Consider the following 16,966-nt stretch of genomic DNA (forward strand, 5'->3'; position numbering starts at 1 on the left):
GACACCGGCCTGGAGCGAGGCGCCGATCGCGACGACCTCGTCCGGGTTCACACCCTTGTGCGGGTCCTTGCCGGTCAGCTCCCTCACCAGCTCGGTCACCGCGGGCATCCGGGTCGAGCCGCCCACCAGGATCACATGGTCGATGTCCGACACCTTGATCCCGGCGTCCTTGACCGCGTTGTGGAACGGCCCCTTGCAGCGTTCCAGCAGAGGCGCCGTCAGCTGCTGGAACTGCGAGCGCGTGAGCTTCTCGTCCAGGTGCAGCGGGCCCTCGGCGGACGCCGTGATGTAGGGAAGGTTGATCGTGGTCTCGGTCGCGGAGGAGAGCTCGATCTTGGCCTTCTCCGCGGCCTCGCGCAGACGCTGGAGCGCCATCTTGTCCTTGGACAGGTCCACGCCGTAGCCGTTCTTGAACTGCTGGACCAGATGGTCGACGACGCTCTGGTCCCAGTCGTCGCCGCCGAGGTGCGTGTCCCCGTTGGTCGCCTTCACCTCCACCAGACCCTCGCCGATCTCCAGCAGCGAGACGTCGAAGGTGCCGCCGCCGAGGTCGAACACCAGGATCGTCTGGTCGTTCTCCTTGTCCAGGCCGTAGGCCAGCGCGGCGGACGTCGGCTCGTTGATGATCCGGAGCACGTTCAGGCCCGCGATCTGCCCCGCCTCCTTCGTCGCGGTGCGCTGCGCGTCGTTGAAGTACGCGGGCACGGTGATCACCGCGTCGTTGACGTCGTCCCCCAGATACGCCTCGGCGTCCCGCTTCAGCTTCTGCAGCACCCGCGCGGAGATCTCCTGCGCCGTGTACCGTTTGCCGTCGATGTCGCCGGACTCGGGGAAACGCCACTGGGGGTCACCCATGTGCCGCTTGATCGACCGCGCGGTGCGCTCGACGTTCGTCACCGCCTGACGCTTGGCGACCTCGCCGACCAGTACCTCGCCGTTCTTCGCGAAGGCGACCACGGACGGGGTGGTCCTGGCGCCCTCGGTGTTCGTGATCACGGTCGGCTCGCCGGCCTCCAGAACGGCCACCACGGAGTTGGTCGTCCCCAGGTCGATGCCCACTGCACGCGCCATGACTGGCTCCCTTCACGGCGAGCACCGATGCCCGGCCGGGGGAGTGACCGGCGGACCCGTGCCGATGCCGTCGGTGGATTTCGGACGCCCGCCCGCCGTACCGCCCCGCCGCCGCTCTCCGCGCCCGGACCGGCCGGGCGGGAGGGTGGGCGGAGTCAGGGAGGCGACGTGGCCGGGTGCACGGCGGGCCTTCGGCCGGGACGGGTCCCAACCGTCCGTCGAGGCGTGCCCGACCCGTCCGCGCGGAGACCGCGTGCGGGCCATGCGGTCGCCCGCGGCCCTTCGGCCTCCGGGCGAAATGTACGTCATCGTGTGGGTGACATGCTGATTGTCACCTTTTGGTTGTCATGCTACAGCTCGCCCTGGTACGGGCGCAGCGCGCGGGAGGCGGCCGCCCTCAGCGAAGCAGGGTGTCGATCGAGGCGGCGACCTTCTGGCACATCTCCGCGAACAGGGCCCGCTCGCCGGGCGAGAGCACCTCCGTGGCGGCCCGGGCGTTCTCCCGGCGGCTGCGCGCGGCGTTCGCCAGGAAGGTCCGCCCCTCCGGGGTCAGCGAGGTCGTCTGCTCCCTGCGGTCCTCGCCGGCGGCCGTCTGGCGGATCAGGCCGAGGTCCTTGAGGGCGCGCAGCGTCTTGGACACGGTCTGCCGCGACGCCCCCAGGGACTCGCTGAGCCGTGACGGGGTGGTGGCGCCATGGATCCGGAGGGTCTCCAGCAGGTCGTACTGCGGCCAGGTGACGCCCTCGGGGTTGGTCGCGGTGCGCCGGGCGACCAGGACGCACTGCAGACGGGACAGCGCGTCCTCCAGCTCGGAGGGCGCGGCGAGGTCCGGCGCGCCGGTGGTGCGGGCGTCCGTCATCGTGGGCTCCTTCCCGGGGCGGTCGCGGGGGTCCGGGGTGTCGGCCTCTCCCGTACGCCCGATGTGGTTTCTGAACGGAAATGGTACAAGCGTAGCCCTCTTTCAACGACCTCCTCCGAGCTCTGCGGCACTCATGCCGAGCGCGATGATTGATTTCCAAACGGAAACCATCTGTGTAGGGTGGTGGCGACGATGCCGTGGCGAGGGCTGGAGGTCGGGGAACGTGTCGGACCGAGAAGAGGGGCGTTCCGGACGCGACATCGTGCTGCGCGGCGCCCGGGAGAACAACCTCAAGAACGTCTCGCTGACCATCCCCAAGGGGAAGCTCACGGTCTTCACCGGGGTATCGGGCTCCGGGAAGTCCTCGCTCGTCTTCTCCACGATCGCGGTCGAGTCCCAGCGCCAGCTCAACGAGACGTATCCCTCGTATGTGCGCAACAGGCTCGCCCGGTACGAGCGGCCGCGCGCCGACGTGATGGAGAACCTGTCCGCCGCGATCGTCGTCGACCAGAAGCCCGTCGGCGGCAACGCGCGCTCGACCGTCGGCACGATGACGGAGGTCCACCCCATCCTGCGGGTGCTGTTCTCGCGGCACGGACGTCCCGGCGCCGGTCCGTCGAACCTGTACTCCTTCAACGATCCGCACGGCATGTGCGAGACCTGTGAGGGCCTGGGCCGCACCACCACCGTGAACCTGGACCGACTGCTCGACGAGCGCAGAACGCTCAACGAGGGCGCGATCTGTTTCCCCTCGTTCGCGGTCGGCACCGCCCAGTGGCAGCTGTACGCGGAATCCGGACTCTTCGACCCCGACACGCCGCTGGCCGACTTCACCGACGAGGACCGCGAACTCCTGCTGTACGGCGGCGGGTTCCGGGTCGACCGCCGCACCCGGCACGGCGTCTACAAGAACGAGTACGAGGGGATCGTCACCCGTTTCACCCGCCGCTACCTCAAGCGGGACGGGCGGACGTTGAGCGATCGCGACCGCGCGGCCGTCGCCCGGGTGGTCACCGAGGGGCCCTGCCCGGAGTGCGCGGGCACCCGGCTCAACGCCGCGGCCCGTCGTACGAGGATCGGCGCGTACTCCATCGCCGACTGCGCGGCGATGGAGATCGGCGAGCTCATCGCGGTGCTCTCCGCCCTCGACGACCCGGTGGCCGGTCCCGTCGCGGCGGCGGCCCTCGCCGTGCTGCGGCGGATCGAGGCGGTGGGGCTCGGCTATCTCAGCCTCGACCGGGAGACGTCCACCCTGTCGGGCGGCGAGGGGCAGCGGCTGAAGATCGTGCGCCACCTCGGCAGCAGCCTCACCGACGTGACGTACGTCTTCGACGAGCCCAGCGTCGGTCTGCACCCCCGCGACGTGCACCGGCTCAACGAACTCCTCGCGGAGCTGCGGGACAAGGGCAACACGGTCCTGGTCGTCGAGCACGACCGGGAGGTCATCGCCACCGCCGACCATGTCGTGGAGCTGGGGCCGGGGGCCGGCGTCCACGGGGGAACGATCGTCTTCGAGGGCACGGTCGAGGCGTTGCGGGGGTCCGGATCCCCGACCGGGAGGCGCCTCGCCGCCGTGCCCGGGATCCGCCGTGTGCCCCGTACGCCCACCGGCGCCCTCACCGTCGCCGGGGCCGGCCTGCACAACCTCCGGGACGTGACCGTCGACATCCCGGCCGGAGTGCTCACCGCGGTCACCGGCGTCGCCGGATCGGGGAAGAGCAGCCTGGTCCACGGCGTCCTCGCCGCCCGGCGGCCGGACGCGGTCGTGGTGGACCAGTCGATGATCGGCGTCTCCTCGCGCTCCACGCCCGCCACGTACATCGACATCATGGACACCGTTCGCGGACTGTTCGCCCGGGCCAACGGCGTCGAGGCGGGGCTGTTCAGCTTCAACTCCACCGGCGGCTGCCCGGCGTGCAAGGGGCGCGGCCTCATCGAGAACGACCTCGCGTTCCTCGACCCCGTCACCACCGTCTGCGAGGTCTGCGAAGGACGCCGCTACCGGCCCGAGGCCCTCAACCACCGGCTGGACGGCCTCGACATCGCGCAGACCCTGCGCCTCACCGTCGAGGAGGCGCTCGACCACTTCACCGAGCCCGCGGTGGTGCGCGGGCTGGCCGCGCTCCACGAGGTCGGCCTTCCCCATCTCACCCTCGGGCAGCCGCTGTCGACCCTGTCCGGCGGCGAACGCCAGCGGCTCAAACTGGCCGGCCGGCTGTGTGACTCGGGCAGTCTCTACATCTTCGACGAACCGACCACCGGACTGCACATGGCGGACGTCGAGAAGCTGCTGGCCCTGCTCGACCGGCTCGTGGACGGCGGCAACAGCGTCGTCGTGGTCGAACACGATCTGGACGTGATCAAGCACGCCGACTGGGTCATCGACCTCGGCCCCGGGGCCGGCCGGCACGGCGGGCGCGTCGTCTTCGAGGGCACGCCGGAACAACTGAGCGGGGCCCGGGGCTCGCTCACCGCCGAGTACCTCCGCAGGGACCTCGCACGGAGCACGGCGGGGCACTGAAGCGTCCCCGCGCACCGCACGCACCGGGCGCACCGGGCGTGCGCCGCCGTGCCCCGCCGACGGGAACGCGCGGGCGCGGCGCGCGGCAGCGGGGCTCCGCTCAGGCGGCGAGCGCGACCGGCTCGCCCAGACGCTCGGCGGCGGTCCGCCAGGCCGCGGTCACCGCCCGGCGGGCTTCCGCTGAGCGGTCGGCGTGCGTACCGGTCAGCACGACCGGGGCTCCGACGTGCACGTGCAGGCCGGGGCGGCGCAGCGGAGCCGTGACCAGTCCGGCGAACTGCTTGGGGCGGCTGCCGGAGACGATGCGCCGGGCGCCGGCCTGTCCCAGGGGGACGACGGGGGCCCCGGTGTCGCGCGTGAGCCGCGCGATGCCGCTGCGGAAGGTCCCGGGGGCCGCCTCGGCGGCGTCCCTGCGGCGGGGCAGGCCGCCCTCGCCGTAGATCAGGACCAGTCGCCCGCTGGTCAGGGCCTCGGCCGCGGCGTCCAGGGCGGCGAAGGCCCGCCGGTCGCCCCGGTGCACCGGGATGTGCCCCTCACGGGCGAGCGCGCGGCCGAGCACGGGGATCCGCCACAGGCCCGCCGCGGCCATGACGACCGGTTCGACGCCGAGCCGGTGGAGCGCCGCGAGGACGACGGCCGGGTCCGCCGTCGAGGTGTGGTTGGCGGCGATGACGCTGCCCGGCGCGAGGCGGACACCGGCATCGGTGGTGACGTCCAGACGGCCGACGGCGGGCACCAGGGCGGCGGCGAGGCGGCTGAGCATGTACGGGCCTCCGGGGTTCGATCCATGAACCTCCATCGTCGGCCCGGGACCCGGAGAACGCGTGAGTACCGGTACTCAGCCGGCCGACCGGCCGGGAAGCCCGCACCGGGCGGACGGGAGAAAGGCGGGAGGACGCGAGGGCGGGGCGGAAACCGGCGGTCCGGCCCCACCCCAGTCTCCTGCGATCCCCGTCCCCGGTCCGGCGTCCGGCCGACCCCTCAGAAGGGCACGGAGTCCAGCGGGACCGGCCGGGACATCTCCGGTTCCTCCTCCGGGGTCAGCGCCGTCGGGCCGTGGATCCAGTCGATGAACGAGTAGTCGTGGACGTAGCGTCCGCGCAGGACGGCGTCGCGCTGCATCCTCCGTACGCCTTCGAGATGCCGCAACTCGCCCCAGACCCGGGCCGTTTCGACCACCCGACGGCAGTGCTCGGGGCGCGGTCGCCTGGTGGACGGGGGCGGCCGGACCCGCCCTCGGCCGTGAGCCGGCCCGGTGACATGGCGGCGCTCGCGTCAGGCATGGCCCGACTATCGGCCGATGCACTCGTGAAGAACAGATGATTCTGCTCTGCGGAACAAGCCGTGGGAGGATCGAGGCATGGTGAAGTCGATGAAAACGCCCCCCGCCTACGCGCCGAGCAGCGTCGACCACGCGCTCCGGCTCGCGCAGATCCTCCAGCTCGACGGGTCGGTCACGGTGTCGGCGGCGGCCGAGCGTCTCGGCGTCGCCCGCTCCACGGCCCACCGGCTGCTGACCGCTCTGGTCTACCGCGACTTCGCGGTGCAGGACGAGGACCGCTCATACCGGGTGGGACCCGTGCTCGCGCTCGCCGAACGCGCCCGGTCCGGCCTGGGCGCGCTCCGCGCCGCGGCCGTCGGGCCCATGCGCGCCCTGGTCGACCGGATCGACGAGACGGCGAACCTCAGCGTCCGGACCGGGCGGAGCGTCCGGATCATCGCCTCGACGGAGTGCGCGCAGGCGCTGCGGGTGGGCAGCCGCGAGGGCACGGTCTTCCCCGCCCATCGGGCCACCGGCGGCCTGATCGAGCTGGCGGCGCTCACCGACGAGGAGGTCGAGGCGCTGTACGCCGACGACGGCCGGGGCCTGCCGGGGGAGGAGCTGCCGGACCTGGTCCAGCTGCGCCGGGAGCTCTGGGCGGTACGGCGCAGCGGAGTGGCGCTCAACGTGGAACGCACCGAGCGCGGCGTGGTCGCGGTGGGATGCGCGGTGAAGGACGGGGCCGGCGCCACCACGGCGGCGCTGTCGGTGTCGATGCCCGGCGTCCGGTACTCGCCCCGGATGCTCAAGCCGCTCACGGCCGCGCTGACGGCGGCGTCCGACGCGATCACCCGCGCCCTCTGAGACGCCGGCCCTTCTGAGACGCGGGCCCCGGGACCGGGCCGCGGACGCGCGGGCCGCGGGTCCGGTCCGAGGCCGACCGGGAGGCTCCGCGGACCGGCGCCCGGCCCCGGGGCTCGGCGTCGTGAGTCCGGCCGGGGCCCACCCGTGCCGGTGTCGATCGGGGCGGCGCCGCCCCTCGGGGCCGACGGCGCCGGCCGGACCGGCCCCGGCGCCGCCGTCGCGCGGGTCAGCTCAGCAGGTTGCGCCGGATCAGGATGCTGCCGAGCCCGGCGGCCGCGGCCCGCACCTGCGTCACGCAGCGCTCGGGCCGGAACCTCCCGGTGGGCCCGGCCACGCTGATCGCGGCGAGCGGCTCGTTGTCGCGCCCCAGCACCGGGGCCGCGAGGCACATCAGCCCGACGGCCGACTCCTCGCGCTCGAACGCGACGCCCGTCTCCGTGATCTGCCGCAACTGGCGGCGCAGGGCTCCCGGGGCCACGAGCGTGTGCGGGGTGCGCCGCTCCAGCGGCCCGGTCAGCACCTCCTGCCGCAGCTCGTCGTCGGCGTGCGCGAGCAGCGCCTTGCCGATGGCGGTGCAGTGCAGCGGCATCCTCCCGCCGGTGCGCGAGGGCGCCCTGGCCTGCCGGTGGCCGCCGATCTTGGCGACGTAGACGACGTCGTGCCCCTCGCGCACCCCGAGGTGGACGGTCTCGTGGGTGCGCTCGTAGAGGTCCTGGAGGAACGGCATCGCCACCTCCAGCAGGCTCCGCTCCGGCGACGCGAGCATCCCCAGCTCGAAGAGACCGCCGCTGGGGCGGTAGCCGCCGTCGACCCGGTCGAGCAGACGGTTGTCGACCAGGGCCCCGGACAGCCGGTGCACGGTCGCCTTGTGCAGGCCCGTGCGCCGCACCAGCTCGGCGAGGCCGACGGCCCGGTCGTCGGGCCGGAAGGCCCGCAGGATCGTCACCGCCTTGCCCAGCACCGTGTCGAGACCGGCCGCTTCCGTCATGGCCCCAGCGTATCGCTGAGCGAGACGAAGTGCTGGTCCGACGGCCCGGCCGGCCACAGAGTGAAGCCGTGACCGAGAACCAACCGCTCGCCCCCGCGAGCGCGTCCGACATCGCCGCCGCGGCCGCGCGGCTCGCCGAGGCCTCCGCCTCCGGTGTGCCCTGCGCCCCCGTGCGGGACCTGATCGGCCGGGACGACCTGGCCTCCGCCTACGCCGTACAGGCCGCGCTGACCGAACGCCGGATCGCCGCCGGCGCCCGGATCACCGGCCGCAAGATCGGCCTGACCTCCGAGGCCGTGCAGCGTCAGCTCGGCGTCGACCAGCCCGACTTCGGCGTCCTCTTCGACGACATGGCCTACGCGGATGGCGGCACGGTCCCGGCCGGGCGGATCCTCCAGCCCCGGGTGGAGGCGGAGATCGCCTTCGTGCTCCGTGCCGACCTGGCCGACGGCCCGCTCGACACCGCCCAGGTCCGGGACGCCATCGAGTACGGCGTCGCCGCCCTGGAGATCTGCGGCAGCCGCGTCGCCGGCTGGGACATCAGCCTCGGCGACACGGTGGCCGACAACGCCTCCGCGGGGGCCTATGTGCTCGCGGCGCACCGGCGCACCCTCCAGGAGACCGAGCCCGCGGACGTCGTGATGTCGATGAGCGTCAACGGCGAGGAGGTCTCCACCGGAACCGGCGCCGCCTGCCTGGGCGACCCGGTCGAGGCCGTCGCCTGGCTGGCCCGTACGGCCCGCGAACTCGGCGATCCGCTGCGCGCGGGGCAGGTCGTGCTGTCCGGCGCGCTCGGTCCGATGAAGGCGGTGTCACCCGGCGACACCGTCACCGCCACCCTGTCCGGCTTCGGCGCCGTGACGGTCCGCTTCAGCGAAGCAGAGGGAGCAGCAGCATGAGCAGGACGAAGGTCGCGATCATCGGGTCGGGCAACATCGGCACCGACCTGATGATCAAGGTGCTGCGCGGGGCGAAGCACCTGGAGATGGGCGCCATGGTGGGCATCGACCCTGCCTCCGACGGCCTGGCCCGCGCCGCCCGGCTCGGCGTGCCGGTCACCCACGAGGGCGTGGACGGGCTGATCGCCCTGCCCGGCTTCGACGAGATCGGCATCGTCTTCGACGCCACCTCCGCCAAGGCGCACGAGGCGAACGCCGCCAAGCTGGCCCCCTTCGGCAAGCGGCTGATCGACCTCACCCCGGCCGCCATCGGCCCCTACGTCGTGCCCGCCGTCAACCTCGGCGAACACCTCGACGCGCCCAACGTCAACATGGTCACCTGCGGCGGCCAGGCCACCATCCCGGTCGTCGCCGCGGTCAGCCGGGTCGTGCCCGTGGAGTACGCGGAGATCGTCGCGTCGATCGCCTCGAAGTCGGCCGGCCCGGGCACCCGCGCCAACATCGACGAGTTCACCGAGACCACCTCGGCGGCCATCGAGCGGGTCGGCGGAGCGCGCCGCGGCAAGGCGATCATCATCCTCAACCCGGCCGAGCCGCCGCTGATGATGCGGGACACCGTCTTCTGCCTGGTCACGGCCCCGGACCCGGCCACCCAGGAGGAGATCCGGCAGTCGGTCGAGAAGATGGCCGCCGACGTCGCCGCCTACGTGCCCGGCTACCGGCTCAAGCAGCGGGTGCAGATCACCGAGATCCCCGCGGACCAGCCGGTCGGCACGCTCCTCGCCGACGGCGGCGCGCGCCCCACCCACCAGGTGTCGGTGTTCCTGGAGGTCGAGGGCGCGGCCCACTACCTCCCGGCCTACGCCGGCAACCTCGACATCATGACCTCCGCCGGCATCCAGGTGGCGGAGCGCATCGCAGCAGGGAAGGCAGACCGCTGATGGGCACCCCGATCTTCGTCCAGGACGTCACGCTGCGGGACGGCATGCACGCCGTACGCCACCGGATCACCCCGGAGGACGTCAAGCGCGTCGTCACCGCACTCGACGAGGCGGGCGTCGACGCGATCGAGGTCGCGCACGGCGACGGCCTCGCCGGAGGATCCGTCAACTACGGCCCCGGCTCGCACACCGACTGGGAGTGGATCGAGGCCGCCGCGTCGGTGCTGAAGCGCGCCCGCCTCACCACCCTGCTGCTGCCCGGCGTCGGCACCGTGGACGAACTGAAGCACGCGTACGACCTCGGGGTCCGCTCCGTCCGTGTCGCCACGCACTGCACCGAGGCCGACATCTCCGCGCAGCACATCGCCGCGGCCCGCGAACTCGGCATGGACGTGTCCGGGTTCCTGATGCTCTCCCACATGGCCCCGCCCGAGGAACTCGCCCGGCAGGCGAAGCTCATGGAGTCCTACGGCGCCCACTGCGTGTACGTCACCGACTCCGGCGGCCGCCTCACCATGGGCGACGTGGCCGCACGCGTCCGCGCCTACCGGGACGTCCTCGACGCCGGCACCGAGATCGGCATCCACGCCCACGAGAACCTCTCGCTGTCGGTCGCCAACTCCGTCGTCGCCGTCGAGAACGGCGTCCGCCGCGTCGACGCCTCGCTGGCCGGGCACGGCGCGGGGGCGGGCAACTGCCCGCTGGAGGCGTTCATCGCGGTGGCGAACCTGTCGGACTTCGAGCACTCCTGCGACCTGTTCCGGCTCCAGGACGCCGCCGACGACATCGTGCGCCCCCTCCAGGACCGCCCGGTGCGCGTCGACCGGGAGACCCTGACCCTCGGCTACGCGGGCGTGTACTCGTCGTTCCTCCGCCACGCCGAGGCCGCCTCCGCGCGGTACGGCACCGACGTCCGCGACATCCTCATGGAGTGCGGACGCCGCCGACTGGTGGGCGGCCAGGAGGACATGATCGTCGATATCGCGCTCACCCTCGCGGCCGAGCGCGCGGAGCAGCCGGCCTGACCCCGGCCCCGGCCTGACCCCGGCGCCGGCCTGACCCCGGCCTGCACCCCGTCCGCGCCGCCGTCGCTCCCGCCGGGACCGTCGCTCCCGCCGGGGCCGGCGCTCAGCGGGGCGCGAGCAGCGCCTCGCCGAGCGCCGCCATGGCATCCGTGAGTTCTCGCATGTACTCCGAGATCGGCTTGCCGTCCTCCGACTGGAGGGACACGAAGGCGCCGTCGAAACCGGCCATGCCGAAGTGGGAGAGGGCGTCCGCGACCGTGTTCGCGGCGTCCTCTCCTTCGCCGATGAACGACGAGCGGATCATGTGGCGCATATAGGCGCGCCCCTCGTCGCGGACCGTGATCACGGTCCGCAGCGCCTCCGGCGCCTCGGCCGCCTCATGGCTCATCACCAGCACCAGCAGCAGGCGCAGGAAGTCCTCGCGGTTCTTCAGGACCGCGCCGGTCCGCTGCAGGTACCAGCCCAGGCGCTCCCGCGGAGTGCCGCCCTCCGGCGGATCGCGGTGCGCCTCCCGCATGGCGTCGAAGAAGTCGTGCGCGCCCTGCTCCATGACGGCCGACAGCAGCCCGGCCTTGGAGTCGAAGTGGTGGTAGAGGGCGCTCTTGGGCAGCCCCGTCTCCTTGACCAGCGTCGACATCGACGTGCCCGCGTAGCCGCGCGCGGACATCACGCGGACGGCAGCGTCGAGGATCTCCTGGCGCGAGCGTCGGCCGCGCCGGTTTCCGGAGTGCGCCTGGCGCGCGGAATTCTGCACTCGTCGAAGTCTAAGGGCTGCCCCGCAAGGGCTGCCCCGTCCGCGACCGGGCGAGGTCCCGTCGGGACCGGGCGACGTCCTGTCGGGACCGGGCGACGTCCCGTCGGGACCGGGCGCCCTCCCGCCACGGCTGAGGCCACCCTCCCGCCGGGTGCGACCGTGGGGCCCCGCCGAGGCCGGGGGACCGGCCCGCACGGCGTACCCGGCCGGGCCCCGGCGCTCCCCACCGGTCCGCACTCCGAATTCCCGGTCGGCCGGGGTCGTTTCATCCGACAGCGACCCTTGACACGCGACGGACGCGCATTGTTAATCTCGCCCCACTAATGGACCGAACGGTCCAAAACTTCCGCACATGGTTGTGCGGATGGACGACGGAGTCATCGCATGACCCAGAGCTACGACGCGGACGTCGCCATCGTCGGGTACGGCCCGACCGGAGTGATCGCCGCACTCACCCTCGCCAGGAACGGCGTCTCCACGGTCGCCATCGAACGGGACAAGGACCTCTACCCCCGGGCGCGGGCCGTGACCGTCGACGACTGGACGATGCGGATCTTCCAGGACCTCGGGATCGACGAGCGGGTGCTGAAGAAGATCGAGCCTCAGCGGGCCCTGCGCTGGGTCACCTATGACGGCACGCAGATCATGCGGATCGACCGTCCGGAGTCGGCGCTGGGATGCAGCGCCCGCGCCTTCAACATCTACCAGCCGACGATGGAGGCCGAACTGCGCGAGGCGGCGCGGGAGTACGGTGATCGCGTCACCGTGCACTACGGCGCCGAGGTCGTCGGCATCGAGCAGGACGCCGACGGCGTCACCGTCACCTCGAAGGACACCGCGACCGGCGAGACCCACACCGTCCGCGCCCGGTACGCGATCGGCGCCGACGGCGGCAGCAGCGCGACCCGCGCCCGGGTCGGCTGTGAGCTGCTGGGCGACACCGGCGACGTCACCTGGGTCGTCATCGACTGCCGCGTCAAGCGCTGGTGGCCCGACCGCGACGTGCTGACCTTCTGGTCCGACAAGGAGCGCCCGGTCGTCGACATCGCGCTCTCCGGGGGCAACCACCGCTGGGAGATCCCGCTCAAGCCCGACGAGACCCCGGCCGACTACCCGACCGGCGCCGAGGTCTGGCCGCTCCTCGAAGCCCTCGGCGTCACCCCGGACGACGTCGAGATCCACCAGCACGCCTTCTACAAGCACCACGTCCGGATGGCCGACACCTGGCGCAAGGGCCGGGTCTTCCTGGCCGGCGACGCCGCCCACCTGATGCCGCCGTGGGCCGGCGCCGGCATGCAGACCGGCATGCGCGACGCCCACGACCTGGGCTGGAAACTCGCCCGCGTCATCAAGGGCGAGCTGCCGGAGAGCTGGCTCGACACCTACGAGGCGGAGCGGCGCCCCAACGCCGCGTTCTACACCGGCCTCGCGGTCGAGCTGGGTCAGGTCATCAAGCAGGAGGTCACCGGGGTCGAGCCACCGCTCAACGCCCCGCCGACGCTCGTGGCCGGCTGGCTCAGGGGGCCGGTGGGCGACGCCGGCGCCGTCGGCCAGATGGTCCCGCAGCCGGTCGTCGGCGACGCCGCGGGCCGGATGGCGCGCCTGGACGACCTGCTGGGAAGCGGCTTCGCCCTGCTCGGCGACGACGTCGACCCGTCGACCCTGCTGACCGCCGGGGAGAAGGCCGACTGGGACGCGCTCGGCGCCCGTTACATCGCGGTGCGCCCGAAGTCGGCGCGCACCCAGGGCCCCGACGAACTGGTCGACCTCGACGAGGTCCTCCTGCCGTGGCTGCGCGGACACGGCGCCCGCGCCGTGGCGGTCCGCCCCGACAAGTTCGTCGCCGCGGCCGACACCGGCGGTCTCGCCGTTCCCGCCTGAGACCGGCCGGACCGCGCCCACCGGTCCGGGAACAAGCACCGCAAGAACGAGGAGGAGACACATGTCCGGGGTCAAGGAACTCGGCTACGTCGTCTACGAGGTCAGCGACACCGCCCGATGGGAGCACTTCGGCGTCGAACTGCTCGGCATGCAGCTCGGTGAGAGGACCGGCGACGGTTTCACACTGCGCACCGACGAGAAGGCACACCGCTGGATCATCACCGAAGGCCCGGCCGACGACCTCGCGGTCACCGGCTACGAGGTCGAGGACGCGGCCGCGCTCGACGCGCTCGTCGAGAAGATGCGCGCCGCCGGGATCGAGGTCGCCGAGGGCGGCGCGGACCTGGCCGCCGCCCGCAAGGTGGAGCGCGTCTTCACCACCGCGGACCCGATGGGCAACCCGATCGAACTGGTCGCGGGCCTGGCCGACGCGGCGACGCCGTTCCGGTCCTCGAAACTGGTCGGCGACTTCGTGACCGGCGCCGGCGGCGCCGGCCACCAGGTCCTCCTCGCGCACGGCGTGTCGCGGGAGACCTACCTGCACTTCTACATCGATCTGCTCGGCTTCAAGGTCAGCGACATCATCGTCGAGGAACTGTCGCCGGGCGTGTTCGCCGACCTGATCTTCCTGCACTGCAACGGCCGCCACCACACCGTCGCCTTCGGTGACATGCCGGTGCCGAAGAAGACCCACCACTTCATGGTGGAGGTGACCGACATCCACGACGTCGGCGCCGCCTACGACCGGTGCATGGACGCCAGGCAGCCGTTCGAGATGACGCTCGGCATGCACCCCAACGACAACATGTTCAGCTTCTACGTCTTCACGCCCTCCGGCTTCAGCGTCGAGTACGGCTGGGGCGGGCTGATCATCGACGACGAGACGTGGGAGGTGAAGACGCTCGACAAGCTGAACAGCTGGGGCCACCGCGCTCCCGGCGCCGTCGCCGAGCTCCTCGCCGCCGCACCCGCCCCCCATGGAGAGGCACACTGATGACCCTCGACCCGAACACCATCGCACGCACCGTCCAGGCCGGTGACTGGAAGCTCCGCTACTACGAGGCGGGCTCCGGCCACCCCGTCGTCCTGCTGCACGGCAGCGGCCCCGGCGCGACCGGCTGGAGCAACTTCTCCGGCAACATCGAGGCGCTGGCGGAGCACTTCCACGTGTACGCCGTCGACATGCCCGGCTGGGGCGAGTCGGACGCCGCGACCGTCGACCGGCTCGACCACGTGGAGACGGCGGTCCAGTTCCTGGACGCCGTCGGCATCGAGAAGGCCGCGTTCGTCGGCAACTCGATGGGCGGACAGACCTCGCTGCGCCTGGCCACCGAGCACCCCGACCGCATCACGCACCTGGTCACCATGGGACCGCCGGTCGGCCGGATCTCCTCGCTCTTCGCCCCCGGCGGCGGCCCCTCCGAGGGGCTCAAGGTTCTGATCGACACCTACCGCGACGCCAGCCCGGAGAACATGCGCCGGCTCGTCGAGATCATGGTCTACGACACGGCCCGGTTCGCCACCCCCGAACTGTGCGAGGCCCGTTCGGAGGCGGCGCTGGCCCGCCCCGAGCACCTGCGCAACTACGTGGACGGCCTGCCCGAGGGCGCGCCGCTGCCCAAGTGGGTGAAGCCGGAGCTCCTGCCGGAGATCCAGGTGCCGACCCTGCTCATCCACGGCCGCGACGACCGCGTCGTCCCGTTCGAGAACTCGCTCTACCTGCTGGCGAACATCCCGGACAGCCGACTGGTGGTGCTCAACCACTGCGGGCACTGGGCGATGATCGAGCACGCCGACGAGTTCAACCGGCTGGTCACCGACTTCGTCGCCAACAACTGACCGGGTCCGAAGGACCACCGGGCCGCCGGGGGCGGCGGGGAGGGTTCAGTCCCCGCCGCCCCCGGCACAGGACGGCCGGGCCGCCCCGCGACGCGGCCCGGCAGCCGGGGTCAGGCGCCCAGGCGCAGCGCGATGGTGTCGCCGACGCCGATGGCCCGCTCGCGCGTCGCGGTCGTGAAGGCCGAGCCGTCGACACTCGCCTTCCAGGTGGCGGAGCCGCTGTTGGCCTTGCCGTTGACGGAGGTGAGGGCGCCGGTGCCGGAGGACGGCGCCACGGAGGTCACACAGCCCGCCGGGGCGGACGCGCTCACCGCGGCGTCGAGGACGGCGCCCAGGGTGGTGGTCGGCCCGGTCGGGGTGAGCGCGACGGAGCACACCTTCAGCCCGCCGGCGCCGTCGTCCACCGTGAGCGCCAGCTTCGTCGCCGTACCGGACGTGAACGAGCCCTGGCTCACCCACCGCGGGGCCCCCGAAGTGGCCGGCACGGGCGGCGCGGCGGTGAATCCGCCGCCGGCCACCGCCCGCAGACCGTCGATCGACGCGTACGCCGACGGCTCGGCGTCGCCGGGCTGGTACCGGAAGCCGCCGCCGGGGTTGAACTGCTGGGCGATCAGGAAGTCGACCGGGGTCTTGCCCTGGGCGGTGAGGAAGTCACCGGTCTGCGGGTTGACGCCGCAGGCGTTCAGGCCGGACACCGCCCAGCCGTTGGAGTCGGTGTTGACTCCGAACATGGTGTTGAACGCGCCGCTGTTGGCCACCAGCTTGCTCTTGAGGAAGCTCTTGGCCCGGACGATGCCGCTGTCCGTGTTCGGCACGCCCGACACGCACAGCGCGGCCATCGCCGCACCGGTCATGTCGATGTCGCTGGTGGTGGCGGACTCGGCCGGATCGCCCTCGGCCCTGCCGTAGTTCCAGCCGCCGTCGTTGTGCTGGTTGGCGCGGATCCGGGCGACGACCGCGTCGCGCAGCGCCTGCGGGACGCGGACCTGACCGGACGCGGTCCGGGCGCCGTTGAGGGCGAGCGCGGCGAACACCGTGCCGTTGAAGTTGGCCGACGGCCCGAAGTAGCCCGCCTCGGCGTTCTGCCAGTAGCCGTAGACGTCGGCGATCAGGTTGCGGGAGGCGGAGACCCGGGCGGGGTCGATCCCGGCGGCGTACGCGTTGAGCGTGGCGCGTTCGTAGTCGGTGACGACGGGGGTGGCGGAGGGCCAGCCCGCGGCCGACAACTGACCGCGGTAGACCGTTCTCGCGTTCTTGGCCGTGTCGCCGCCGGGCGCGACGTCCACGGCGGCCGTGCCCGCGGCCGCGAACGCGCTGAACGCCCACTCGTTGGACAGCCCGGAACCGGCGTAGGAGCCGTCCGCGCCCTGGAGGGACTTGAGATAGGCGACGCCGTTCGTCTTCGACGTGGCGATCTGGGCCGGGGTGGCGGTCGCCGCCGCCGGCAGTGTGGTGAGGGCGAAGGCGCCGAGTGCGGCCACCGCGGTGAGCCCGCAGCGGCGGAGGGACGAGGACACGGCAACGGTACGGGACATGGCCTGCTCCTGGGATGAGGGACGCCGGCCGGACCCGTGCCGGGCCTCGCCGTGGGCGGGAGCAGCGGGCATGGCCGCCGTCCGAAAACGCGTGGACCGGCTACCAGAAGTGCTTCGCCGCATGGGCATTCGGGCTCGGAACGGCCCCCGCCGTCCCACACCGCTGCGCGTCAGCCCCGGACTCCCACCGGGTTCCCCCACTCGGCAGAGCGGGACGGTACCCGACCGGCGACGCGGTCGCCAAGAGCGCCCCCGGCAGGCCCGCGCGCCCGACCGCACCCCGCCTTGACGCCTTCCGTGAACCGTGCTCAAATCCGGCTGATACGCAATGAGTTCCAGGGGAAGCCGGTCGAAGTCCGGCGCTGACCCGCAACCGTGGGCCCGGTACCACCGGGCGAGCCGGAATGCCTGGAGCCCGTTCTTCAGCAACGAACGCCGTCGCGGACTACGGCGTGGTGCGACCGGTACTTCCGTGTGCGGAGCCTTCCCGCGGCGGGAGCCCTCACCCACGCCCGCGCCCGCGCAGGG

At 72.6% G+C, this 16,966-nt stretch carries 15 protein-coding genes and 1 riboswitch; of the genes, 8 read left to right on the top strand and 7 right to left on the bottom strand.

Annotated elements, in window-relative coordinates:
• Together WA762_RS09960 and WA762_RS09965 are read right to left on the bottom strand one after the other, a co-directional pair.
• A partial coding sequence (locus WA762_RS09960; RefSeq protein ID WP_335934909.1) for an Hsp70 family protein occupies positions 1–1,071 on the bottom strand: 1,071 nt, incomplete at its 3' end.
• Between the two features lie 397 nt (positions 1,072–1,468).
• Complete coding sequence (locus WA762_RS09965) at positions 1,469–1,930, bottom strand: MarR family winged helix-turn-helix transcriptional regulator (RefSeq protein WP_335934910.1); 462 nt, start codon at positions 1,928–1,930, stop codon at positions 1,469–1,471.
• A 223-nt stretch (positions 1,931–2,153) separates the two neighbouring features.
• On the opposite strand from WA762_RS09965, the gene WA762_RS09970 reads away from it, so the two are divergent.
• Positions 2,154–4,451, top strand: coding sequence for an excinuclease ABC subunit UvrA (locus tag WA762_RS09970; protein ID WP_335934911.1), 2,298 nt, complete (start codon positions 2,154–2,156; stop codon positions 4,449–4,451).
• Positions 4,452–4,551: 100 nt separating this feature from the next.
• Here WA762_RS09970 and WA762_RS09975 read toward each other — a convergent pair whose 3' ends face one another.
• Positions 4,552–5,214, bottom strand: a complete 663-nt coding sequence (locus tag WA762_RS09975) for a lysophospholipid acyltransferase family protein (RefSeq protein WP_335934913.1) — start codon at positions 5,212–5,214, stop codon at positions 4,552–4,554.
• Positions 5,215–5,432: 218 nt separating this feature from the next.
• Complete coding sequence (locus WA762_RS09980; protein WP_335934914.1) at positions 5,433–5,573, bottom strand: hypothetical protein; 141 nt, start codon at positions 5,571–5,573, stop codon at positions 5,433–5,435.
• Between the two features lie 250 nt (positions 5,574–5,823).
• Between WA762_RS09980 and WA762_RS09985 the strand changes: the two genes are divergently transcribed.
• Positions 5,824–6,576, top strand: coding sequence for an IclR family transcriptional regulator (locus WA762_RS09985; RefSeq protein WP_335934915.1), 753 nt, complete (start codon positions 5,824–5,826; stop codon positions 6,574–6,576).
• Positions 6,577–6,802: 226 nt separating this feature from the next.
• On the opposite strand, the gene WA762_RS09990 is transcribed toward WA762_RS09985, so the two are convergent.
• Positions 6,803–7,564, bottom strand: a complete 762-nt coding sequence (locus WA762_RS09990; protein ID WP_335934917.1) for an IclR family transcriptional regulator — start codon at positions 7,562–7,564, stop codon at positions 6,803–6,805.
• 68 nt (positions 7,565–7,632) lie between these two features.
• Between WA762_RS09990 and WA762_RS09995 the strand changes: the two genes are divergently transcribed.
• Genes WA762_RS09995 through dmpG form a run of 3 tightly spaced genes read left to right on the top strand, consistent with a single transcriptional unit; the run spans position 7,633 to position 10,429 of the window.
• Positions 7,633–8,463 carry a 2-keto-4-pentenoate hydratase gene (locus WA762_RS09995; RefSeq protein ID WP_335934918.1) on the top strand — a complete coding sequence of 277 codons (831 nt, stop codon included), beginning with the start codon at positions 7,633–7,635 and terminating at the stop codon, positions 8,461–8,463.
• Positions 8,460–9,404, top strand: coding sequence for an acetaldehyde dehydrogenase (acetylating) (locus tag WA762_RS10000; RefSeq protein ID WP_335934920.1), 945 nt, complete (start codon positions 8,460–8,462; stop codon positions 9,402–9,404). The genes WA762_RS09995 and WA762_RS10000 overlap by 4 nt, the downstream gene beginning before the upstream one ends.
• Complete coding sequence (gene dmpG, locus WA762_RS10005) at positions 9,404–10,429, top strand: 4-hydroxy-2-oxovalerate aldolase (RefSeq protein WP_335934922.1); 1,026 nt, start codon at positions 9,404–9,406, stop codon at positions 10,427–10,429. Before WA762_RS10000 ends, dmpG begins: the two co-directional genes overlap by 1 nt.
• A gap of 103 nt (positions 10,430–10,532) precedes the next feature.
• Here dmpG and WA762_RS10010 read toward each other — a convergent pair whose 3' ends face one another.
• Positions 10,533–11,183 carry a TetR/AcrR family transcriptional regulator gene (locus tag WA762_RS10010; RefSeq protein WP_335934923.1) on the bottom strand — a complete coding sequence of 217 codons (651 nt, stop codon included), beginning with the start codon at positions 11,181–11,183 and terminating at the stop codon, positions 10,533–10,535.
• A 384-nt stretch (positions 11,184–11,567) separates the two neighbouring features.
• Between WA762_RS10010 and WA762_RS10015 the strand changes: the two genes are divergently transcribed.
• The 3 genes from WA762_RS10015 (at position 11,568) to WA762_RS10025 (ending at position 14,903) form a co-directional block, all read left to right on the top strand.
• Positions 11,568–13,064, top strand: a complete 1,497-nt coding sequence (locus WA762_RS10015) for a bifunctional 3-(3-hydroxy-phenyl)propionate/3-hydroxycinnamic acid hydroxylase (protein ID WP_335934925.1) — start codon at positions 11,568–11,570, stop codon at positions 13,062–13,064.
• A 61-nt stretch (positions 13,065–13,125) separates the two neighbouring features.
• Positions 13,126–14,058, top strand: a complete 933-nt coding sequence (locus WA762_RS10020; RefSeq protein ID WP_335934927.1) for a VOC family protein — start codon at positions 13,126–13,128, stop codon at positions 14,056–14,058.
• Positions 14,058–14,903 carry an alpha/beta fold hydrolase gene (locus WA762_RS10025; RefSeq protein ID WP_335934929.1) on the top strand — a complete coding sequence of 282 codons (846 nt, stop codon included), beginning with the start codon at positions 14,058–14,060 and terminating at the stop codon, positions 14,901–14,903. The genes WA762_RS10020 and WA762_RS10025 overlap by 1 nt, the downstream gene beginning before the upstream one ends.
• Positions 14,904–15,013: 110 nt before the next feature.
• On the opposite strand, the gene WA762_RS10030 is transcribed toward WA762_RS10025, so the two are convergent.
• Positions 15,014–16,438, bottom strand: a complete 1,425-nt coding sequence (locus tag WA762_RS10030) for a prenyltransferase/squalene oxidase repeat-containing protein (RefSeq protein ID WP_335934931.1) — start codon at positions 16,436–16,438, stop codon at positions 15,014–15,016.
• Between the two features lie 293 nt (positions 16,439–16,731).
• Positions 16,732–16,865: riboswitch (cobalamin riboswitch) on the top strand.
• Positions 16,866–16,966 lie beyond the last annotated feature (101 nt).

This window comes from Streptomyces tyrfis, from assembly GCF_037034285.1.
In the GTDB taxonomy this organism is placed as follows: Bacteria; Actinomycetota; Actinomycetes; order Streptomycetales; family Streptomycetaceae; genus Streptomyces.